Annotated in this window: 6 protein-coding genes; 3 read left to right on the forward strand and 3 right to left on the reverse strand. The window is 73.0% G+C overall.

Annotation, left to right across the window (positions count from 1 at the left end; translation table 11 throughout):
• The coding region (locus H0487_RS19995) for an FHA domain-containing protein (RefSeq protein ID WP_183095990.1) at positions 1 to 457 on the forward strand (457 nt) is incomplete at its 5' end.
• 17 nt (positions 458 to 474) lie between these two features.
• Here the strand turns inward: H0487_RS19995 and H0487_RS20000 are convergent.
• On the reverse strand, positions 475 to 3615 hold the full coding sequence (locus tag H0487_RS20000) for an FAD-dependent oxidoreductase (RefSeq protein ID WP_183095991.1): 3141 nt from the start codon (positions 3613 to 3615) through the stop codon (positions 475 to 477).
• Between the two features lie 57 nt (positions 3616 to 3672).
• On the opposite strand from H0487_RS20000, the gene H0487_RS20005 reads away from it, so the two are divergent.
• Entirely contained in the window at positions 3673 to 4848 is a 1176-nt protein-coding gene (locus H0487_RS20005) for a pyridoxal phosphate-dependent aminotransferase (RefSeq protein WP_312856032.1), read from the forward strand.
• A gap of 27 nt (positions 4849 to 4875) precedes the next feature.
• On the opposite strand, the gene H0487_RS20010 is transcribed toward H0487_RS20005, so the two are convergent.
• Both H0487_RS20010 and clpB read right to left on the reverse strand, forming a co-directional pair.
• The gene (locus H0487_RS20010; protein WP_183095993.1) at positions 4876 to 5988 is read right to left on the reverse strand and encodes a hypothetical protein; all 1113 of its coding nucleotides are present in this window, start codon (positions 5986 to 5988) and stop codon (positions 4876 to 4878) included.
• A gap of 33 nt (positions 5989 to 6021) precedes the next feature.
• The gene (clpB, locus tag H0487_RS20015) at positions 6022 to 8625 is read right to left on the reverse strand and encodes an ATP-dependent chaperone ClpB (RefSeq protein ID WP_183095994.1); all 2604 of its coding nucleotides are present in this window, start codon (positions 8623 to 8625) and stop codon (positions 6022 to 6024) included.
• 166 nt (positions 8626 to 8791) lie between these two features.
• Between clpB and H0487_RS20020 the strand changes: the two genes are divergently transcribed.
• Positions 8792 to 9010, forward strand: coding sequence for a hypothetical protein (locus H0487_RS20020; protein ID WP_183095995.1), 219 nt, complete (start codon positions 8792 to 8794; stop codon positions 9008 to 9010).
• Positions 9011 to 9044: the final 34 nt, after the last annotated feature.

A 9044-nucleotide genomic window follows, 5' to 3' on the forward strand; every position in this document is an offset into this window, starting at 1 on the left:
GCCGGCGGCAGCGCGGGCCTCGATCGTCACGCCCCGCCCCCCGACCGCGGAGGAGGTGAGCACGGCGTTCGCGGCGACCCCGAACGAGACCGTGCACATCGCCGACTCCATCGCCGCGCTGCACGCCGACGACGGCACCCGGGTCCCCCTCGACCGCGACTACGTGCTCGGCCGCGACCCGCGCCAGGACCCGACGGTGGTCCGCGGGGTGGCCGCACCGGTCCAGGTCGACGACGGCGAACAGCTCATCTCCCGGATCCACGCCTACGTCTCCGTCCACGGCGACGGGGTCACCGTGCGCGACGCGGGCTCGGCCAACGGGACGTTCGTCGCCGCTCCCGGGGCGGCGGCGTGGACCCGGATCGGCCCCGACCCCACCCCTGTCCCGGTCGGCCACAGCCTGCGGCTCGGGCTGCGGGTCTATACCCACGTCCCGGCGGAGGTCCCCGACGTCTGACCGGCTCCGGGCCAGCGTCAGCGCGCGTCCTTGACCGCCAGCCAGTCGCCCGCTCGGACCCGGGCGACCCCCGCGGGATCCAGCCGCAGACCCTTCTTCACCGCGGTCGTCGCCGCGGCGAGGAACTCCGGGTGGGTGCCGAGCACGAGCACCCCGACGACGACGTCCTCGCGCAGCAGCAGCCTCCGGTACGACGGCAGCGCGGGCAGGTCCTCGACGAGCACCTCGTCCCCCGGCTCCGGCTCGACCCGGCCGATCGCCGCGAGGTCGAGGTCGACGCCCTTGAGGATCATCGCCGGCAGGTCGACGGCGAGCCGCTCGTCCTCGCCGAGCAGGTTGGCCGCCGCGACCTCGGCCTGCTTCGCCGCGACCGGCCACAGTCCGAGCACCTTGCCGTCGTGCTGTGCGGCGTCGCCCACCGCGTAGACGCCGGCGGCGCTGGTCCGCATCCGGTCGTCGACGACGATCCCGCGGTCGACCCTCAGCCCGGCCGCCACCGCGAGGTCGGTGAGCGGGGTGATGCCGATCGCCGCGAGGAAGATCCCGGCGGGCAGCGCCGACCCGTCGTCGAGCCGGACCTGCTGCAGCGCGCGGCCGCCCTCGAGGCCGGTCGCCGACGTCCGGTAGCGGACGGCCACCCCGGAGCGGGTGAGGTGCTGGTGCACGAGCTCGCTCGCGCGGGCGTCGATGTTGCGGGACAGCAGCCGCTCCCCCCGTTCCAGGACGGTCACCTCGAGGCCGAGCTGGCCCAGTGCGTGGGCCGCCTCGAGCCCGAGCAGGCCCCCGCCGGCGACGACCGCGGCGCGCACCGACTGCTCCTGGGCGTAGGCGCGGATCCGGGCGCCGTCCTCGGCGGTGCGGAGCACGAAGGTGCCGGGCCCGCCGAACCCGCGCAGCGGCGGGGTCGTCGCCCGGGAACCGGTGGCGAGGACGAGCCGATCGAAGAACAGCCGCTCCCCCGTGCCGAGGACCACCCGCCGGGTCGCCAGGTCGACCTGGGTGGCGAGCGTGTTCTGCCACGTGGTGATCCGGTGGTCGTCGTACCACTGCTCGTCGAGCAGGCTGAGCCCCTTCATCGCGGTCCGCCCGTAGACCACCCGCGAGATGCCCATCCGGTTGTAGAGCAGGTGCGGCTCGGCACCGATGAGGTGGATCTCGCACTCGGGGTGACCGCGCCGGACGAAGTCGGCGGTGGTGACGCCCGCGACGCCGGTGCCGACGATGACGACGCTGGTGATGGACCGGTCGTAGACGACCGGTGGGGCGTCGGCGGCCGGCCCGCCCTTCTCCGGGGTGAGGCTGACCCGCACCTGGCCCTCGGTGACCCGCGCGACGCACGCCATCCGGGTGTTGGCCGCGAGGCCGAGCCGTCGGAGCGTGCCCAGCTCGTCCTCCTCGGGGGCGCCGAGGCAGTCGCCGCCGTCGAGGATCGCCACCGGGTCCGCGCCGCACACCCCCATCCGGCACCCGGCCTCGATCGGGAGCCCGCAACCCTCCGCGAGCTCGAGCACGCTCTGACCGACCGCCGCGGGGACACGGGGACCGTCGACGAAGGCCACCTCGGCGGCTGCCGCCGGGGCCGCGGGGGCCGCTGGGGGGGCGAGCCGCGGAGGCACCGTCGGGATGCCGAGGTCGGTCACCTCGTCGGCACCGGTCTCGGCGAGGTAGCGCCGCTCCGCCCAGGACGTCCGGACCAGCCAGAGCAGGGTGAGCGGCAGCACCACCGCGATCGCCGGCCACCGCAGCCACGAGAGGTCGCCGACCCGGAGCAACGACGAGAGAGCGTCGCCGCTGCGGGGCGCGCCGAACCAGTAGAACAGGTTGAGGGCGACCGCACCGCAGAGCGCCGTCACCATCCCGGCCGAGATGCCGAGGAACGCCTCGACCGCGGCGAACGCGCCGATGCTGGTGGCCACGAACAGTGCCAGCCGCCCCGCGGTGTCGGCGGTGCTGAGCTCGGGCCGGTCGAGCAGCAGGAAGAACCCGAGGACGAAGCCCGGCAGCGCGCTCGCGAAGAGCCGCCGCGGCTGGTGCCACGCGGTCTCCGGCGCGTGCAGGTCGGCCTGCTGCGCCAGCTGGGGCTGGAAGTCGAAGCAGTTGCGGGTGCAGGCCAGACACGGACGGCAGTGGCTGTTGGGCGAGAGCACGAACGGCGTCTGCCCGTAGAGCCGTTGGACCGGGAGCAGCGGGCAGATGCTGCTGCACCAACCGCTCTTGCCCTTGAAGAGGACCCCGCCCGTGAACGCTGCGCCGATGACGACCAGCAGCAGCGCGGCGGTCGCCGTACCGCTGTCGTTGAAGACGGCGAGCCGGGCGCCCGCGATCCCGAAGAACAGGGTCATCGCCAGCAGGTAGCCGCGCTCCCGCATCCAGGTCGGAGCGGTCCGACCCAGAGTGAAGCCGAGCACTCGGGCCGACTGGTTGGCCGACGACAGCGGACAGATGTTGCGCCAGACCCCCGGCGCGACGAAGAACAGGATCGGCAGCACCGGCACCACCACGCCGAAGAAGAGGCGGAGGCCCGTGTCGGGCCAGATCAGCAGCACCGCCGCCAGCGAGAGGTAGGTCGCGACGCTCGCGACGCGGACGGCCCGCCAGACGCGGACGGGGACCCGGTTCGGCAGCTCGGTGTAGGTCCGGAACACCGGGTCGGTCTCGGCTCCGCGGAGCACCCGGCGGAGCAGCGAGCCGGCCGCGCTCGGCGCCGGGGGCGGTACGACGAGCGGGGGCGGCGCCGGGACCGCGCCGAGCGAGTCGGCCGCGCGCAGCCGCGGGCCGGACGGGACGGAGGAGACAGGCTGCGGCAGCCTGACGACGAGGTCGGTGCGCCCGATCCGGAGCAGGTCGCCGGCGGCGAGCACCACCTGGCCGCGCACCGGTAGCCCGTTGAGCATCGTCCCGTTGCGACTNGCGAGCACCACCTGGCCGCGCACCGGTAGCCCGTTGAGCATCGTCCCGTTGCGACTGCCCAGGTCGACGACCGAGAGCCCGAGCGGGCTCGGCAGCAGCTTGAGGTGCCGCCGGGACACCCCGTCGTCGGTGACCGTGACCGCCGCACCGTCGCGACCGATATCGAGCACCCGGTCCACGACGACCACGCGAGGGGGCCTGCCCACCTCGCGGATCTCGACGTACGGCTCTGCGCTCGCCCCGGTCATCGTCCCGGAGTCTAGGGATCCTGCGGTCCTCAGGGATCGTGCGCTTGGATGAATCACGTGACGTCACGCACCGCCCGTCGGCTCGACGGCATCGGCACCACGATCTTCACCGAGATGTCGGCCCTCGCGGTCCGCACCGGCGCGGTCAACCTCGGGCAGGGCTTCCCGGACCGCGACGGCCCGCCGGAGGTGATCGCCCGCGCGGTCACCGCGCTCGAGCAGGGCGCCAACCAGTACGCACCGGGGCCCGGTATCCCGGCGCTGCGGCAGGCCATCGCCCGGCACCAGCAGCGGCACTACGGGATCGACCTCGACCCCGACAGCCAGGTCGTCGTCACGACCGGGTGCACCGAGGGCATCGCTGCCGCCCTGCTGGCGCTGGTCGACCCCGGCGACGAGGTCGTCGTGCTCGAGCCGTTCTACGACTCCTACACCGCGATGATCACCTTCGCCGGAGGGGTACGACGACCGGTGACCCTGCGGGCACCCGACTTCCGCCTCGACGCCGACGCCCTCCGTGCGGCTGTCGGACCGCGGACCAAGCTGATCCTCCTCAACAGCCCGCACAACCCGACCGGCACCGTGCTCACCCGCGCCGAGCTCGAGTCGGTGGCGGCGGTCGCCCGCGAGCACGACCTGGTCGTGGTCACCGACGAGGTCTACGAGCACCTCGTGTTCGACGACAACGAGCACGTCCCGCTGGCGACGCTGCCGGGGATGGCGGAGCGGACCCTGACCCTCTCCAGCGCCGGCAAGTCGTACTCGTTCACCGGCTGGAAGGTCGGGTGGGCCACCGGTCCCGCCGACCTCGTCGCGGCGCTGCTCGGCGCGAAGCAGTGGCTCACGTTCACCTCCGGCGCACCCCTCCAGCCCGCTGTCGCGACCGCGCTCGAGGAGCACGGCGACTTCCCGTCCGCGCTCGCGCGCAGCCTCCAGGAGCGGCGCGACCGGCTGGTGTCGGGACTGGCGGCGGCCGGGCTGGCGCCGTACGTCCCCGAGGGCACGTACTTCGCGACCACCGACATCGCCCAACTCGGGTGGGCGAGCAGCCGTGAGTTCTGCTGGGCGCTGCCCGAGCGCGCCGGCGTGGTCGCCGTCCCGCTGGAGGTGTTCTACGACGACCCGGACGCTCCGGGCGCCGGCCGCCAGCTGGTGCGCTGGGCGTTCTGCAAGGAGAGCGACGTCATCGACGACGCCCTGGGCCGCCTCGCAGCGGCCGACCTGGAGGCCTGAGCCCTCCCGGGGGTCCTCGCAGGAGTCCTAGCGTCGGTACCAGGCGTTGACGTCGGAGCGCAGCAGCAGGCCGAACGCGGTCACCGCCGCGACGAGGAGGACGACGACCGGCGGGCTCGCGAACGTCGCCGCCAGGAGCAGGAGGCCGACGGTGCCCGTCGAGACGAGCAGGGCCACCCGGGCCCATCCGATCCGCCGGAAGGCCAGCACGGCGAGGACGGTGGCGGCGATGCTCCAGGCGACCACGAACGCGGTCGTCACGTAGACACCGGCGGCGAGCTCGCCCTGGGTCATGCCCTGCATGTCGAGGCCGGGCTGCTGACGCTCGAGCTCGTCGAAGAAGTCGTCGCGCGCGACGGCCATGATGAGCGAGAAGAGGACCATCAGGCCGGACACGAGCGCGCAGGAGACCCAGGTCGTCACGCAGGCGGCGACCAGGGCGCGGGGGCGCCGCGGCGCCGGGGCCGACGCGGGACGGGTCGGTCCGGGGTGCGGCGCCGCAGCCCCATAGGCACTCCAGTGCGGACCGGGTCGGTCATCGGGCGGCAGGAGAGAGGCGGGCGGCGCAGGCGGTACGGATGGTGTCGGCGGGGCGGGCGGCACCAGCGGGGCGGGCTTCGGCGGGGCCGGTGCACTGGCGCGCTCCTGCTCCTCCGGGCTCGCCTTGGGGGCGAACGGGTCAGGGCGACGCGAGGCCGTGGTCGGCGGCAGCCAGGCACGGCCGGCGAACCAGTCGCTCGTCGGACGCAGCCAGAGCATCACGACGCCCGCGACGACGAGCGGGGCGAAGAAGCCGGCGGTCGCGAATCCACCGATCAGCACCAGCGGCGCCAGCAGGCTCAGGGCCAGCCGGGCGCTCGTCGAGCGTTGCAGCGCCTGGATCCCGAGGATCGTGGAGGCGGTCGCCGCAGCCGCGCCCATCATGCAGAGGACGCGGATGGTGGTCTTGAGCCCCTCGAGCCCGATGCCCGTCCCTGACACGGGCGGCTCGGACAGCACCCGCTGGAGCTCCTCCTGGACCTCCAGCGTGTGCAGCGAGGAGATCCGCTGCCACGCACTGACGACCAGGATCACGGACCCGCCGATGATCAGCCAGGCCGCGAAGGTCGCCTGTCCCGGCCGGGGCGCGCTCTGGCTCATGTCTCCATTCCACCAGACGCACCCAGGGCGGCCTCACCCCAGGCGGAGCTCGAGACCCTCGTCCGCGCGATCGACGACGACCTTGCCGCCGTCGGCCACCGTCCCGGCCAGGATCGCCTTGGCCAACCGGTCACCGATCGCGGTCTGGATCAGGCGGCGCAGCGGCCGGGCGCCGTACGCCGGGTCGTAGCCGACCTCGGTCAACCAGCCCTTCGCAGCGTCCGTGACGTCGATGGTGATCCGCCGGACGGCCAGCCGCTGCTCGAGCAGGCCGAGCTGGATGTCGACGATCCGACCGAGGTCCTCCTTCGACAGCGCGTCGAAGGTGACGATCTCGTCGAGCCGGTTGAGGAACTCCGGCTTGAAGCTCTGGCGGACCAACGCCAGGACCGACTCCCGTTGCTTGTCGGGGTCGAGCGTGGGGTCGACGAGGAAGTGCGAACCGATGTTGGACGTCAGGATCAGGATCGTGTTGCGGAAGTCCACGGTCCGCCCCTGGCCGTCGGTGAGCCGCCCGTCGTCGAGGACCTGGAGCAGGATGTCGAAGACCTCCGGGTGGGCCTTCTCGACCTCGTCGAGCAGCACGACGGAGTAGGGCCGGCGGCGCACCGCCTCGGTGAGCTGGCCGCCCTCCTCGTAGCCGACGTAGCCCGGCGGAGCACCGACCAGGCGCGCGACCGCGTGCTTCTCGGCGTACTCGCTCATGTCGATCCGGATGATCGCCCGCTCGTCGTCGAACAGGAAGTCGGCCAGCGACTTGGCGAGCTCGGTCTTGCCGACACCGGTCGGGCCGAGGAACAGGAACGACCCGGTCGGACGGTCGGGGTCGGAGATACCGGCCCGGGCGCGCCGGACGGCGTCGCTGACCGCGCGGACCGCGGCCGGCTGGCCGATGAGCCGGTGGCCGAGGACGGACTCCATCTCGAGGAGCTTGGCAGTCTCGCCCTGGAGCATCCGACCGGTCGGGATGCCGGTCCACGCCTCGACGACCTCCGCGACCTGCTCGGCACCGACCTCTTCGCCGACCAGCTTGTCCTCGGGCTCCTCGGCCCCGTCGGTCGCGTCGGCCTCAGCCGCCGCCTCGATCTGCCGCTCGAGCGCAGGGATCCGCCCGTAGAGGATCTCGCTGGCGGCCTCGTACTGCTGCTCGCGCTGGAGCTTGTCGGCCTCGACGCGCAGCTGGTCGAGCTGACGGCGCAGCTCGCCCTCGCCCTCGAGGGTGGACTTCTCCCGCTCCCACCGGACCTCGAGGCCGCGCAGCGACTCCTCCTTGTCGGCGAGGTCGGCCCGCAGCACCCCCAGCCGCTCGACGGAGGCGTCGTCGCTCTCCTTGGCGAGGGCGAACTCCTCCATCTTCATCCGGTCGACCTGTCGCCGGAGCTGGTCGAGCTCCTCGGGCGAGGACTCGATCTCCATCCGCAGCCGCGACGCGGCCTCGTCGATGAGGTCGATCGCCTTGTCGGGCAGCTGGCGGCCGGTGATGTAGCGGTCGCTGAGGCTCGCGGCGGCGACCAGGGCCGCGTCGGTGATCCGGACGCCGTGGTGCGCCTCGTACTTCTCCTGGATGCCGCGCAGGATCTGGATCGTGTCCTCGACCGACGGCTCGCCCACGAGGACCTGCTGGAAGCGCCGCTCCAGCGCCGGGTCCTTCTCGATCCGCTCGCGGTACTCGTCGAGCGTGGTCGCGCCGATCATGTGCAGCTCGCCGCGCGCCAGCATCGGCTTGAGCATGTTGCCGGCGTCCATCGCGGAGTCGCCGCCGGCGCCCGCCCCGACGACGGTGTGGAGCTCGTCGATGAAGGTGATGACCTGGCCGCCGGCGTCCTTGATCTCCTCGAGGACGGCCTTGAGCCGCTCCTCGAACTCACCGCGGTACTTGGCACCCGCGACCATCGCCGCGAGGTCGAGGCTCAGGACGCGACGGCCCTTGAGCGAGTCGGGGACGTCGCCGGCGACGACCCGCTGAGCGAGCCCCTCGACCACGGCGGTCTTGCCGACGCCGGGCTCGCCGATGAGGACCGGGTTGTTCTTGGTACGACGCGAGAGCACCTGGACGACCCGGCGGATCTCGGCGTCGCGGCCGATCACCGGGTCGAGGCGACCCTCCTCGGCGAGGGTGGTCAGGTCGATGGAGTACTTCGAGAGCGCCTCGTAGGTCGACTCGGCCTCCTGCGAGGTGACCCGCCGGCTGCCGCGGACGGCGGTCAGGACGTCGCGGAGCCCGGCCTCCGACAGCCCGGCGTCGGTGAGCACCGTCTTGGCGGCGCTCTCGACGGTGGCGAGGGCGATGAGCAGGTGCTCGGTCGCGACGTACTCGTCCTTGAGCGCGGACGCGAGGTCGAGTGCCTGCGCGAGCACCCGGGTGAGGGCGGCCGAGCCGACGGCCTGCTGGACCGTGGCCCCGGTCGCCGACGGAAGAGCATCGCGCTGGGCGGCGGCGAGCCGGACGAGCGTCGCCGGGTCGGCGCCCGCCTTCTGGATCATCGAGGCCGCGGTACCACCCTCCTGCAGCAGCAGGGAGACGAGCAGGTGGATCGGCTCGACGTTGCTGTTGCCGGCGGTCGTCGCTGCGAGCTGCGCGGCCTCGATCGCCTGGCGGCTGCGGGTGGTGAACTTGTCGGCCCCGAACTGGCTCATGGGTGGTGACTCCTGCGACGTGGGTGGGTCTGATCGTGACGGGTCCGGCCCCGGATCACTAGGGTCGGTCCTCTGATCGGCTCAACGTGCCCAAAGTTGAGTCTGTTCCACTCAACTTTGATTTTCTTCTGGCCCCTTCCGTTTCTTCTGGCACCCGGAGGTCGATGTGACGAGCGAGCCGGCCGACCGCCTGGCCGGAGAGTACGGCGGCCCGCTGCCCCCCGGCCTCGCGGCGCTCGGGGAGGACCAGCAGGTGTTCCTCGCCGAGGCGATCGAGGCCGCGCGGGTGCGTCAGGCCGAGGCGCTCGAGGCCGCGACCGAGAACGGCCTGGGCTTCGTCCCCAAGCTGCTCCGCCCGGCGATCAAGAAGGTGCTCTTCCGGTGAGCCTGCGACTCGAGACCGCGGCCGAGATCCTCAA

It is taken from the genome of Nocardioides stalactiti, from assembly GCF_014180715.1.
In the GTDB taxonomy this organism is placed as follows: Bacteria; Actinomycetota; Actinomycetes; order Propionibacteriales; family Nocardioidaceae; genus Nocardioides; species Nocardioides stalactiti.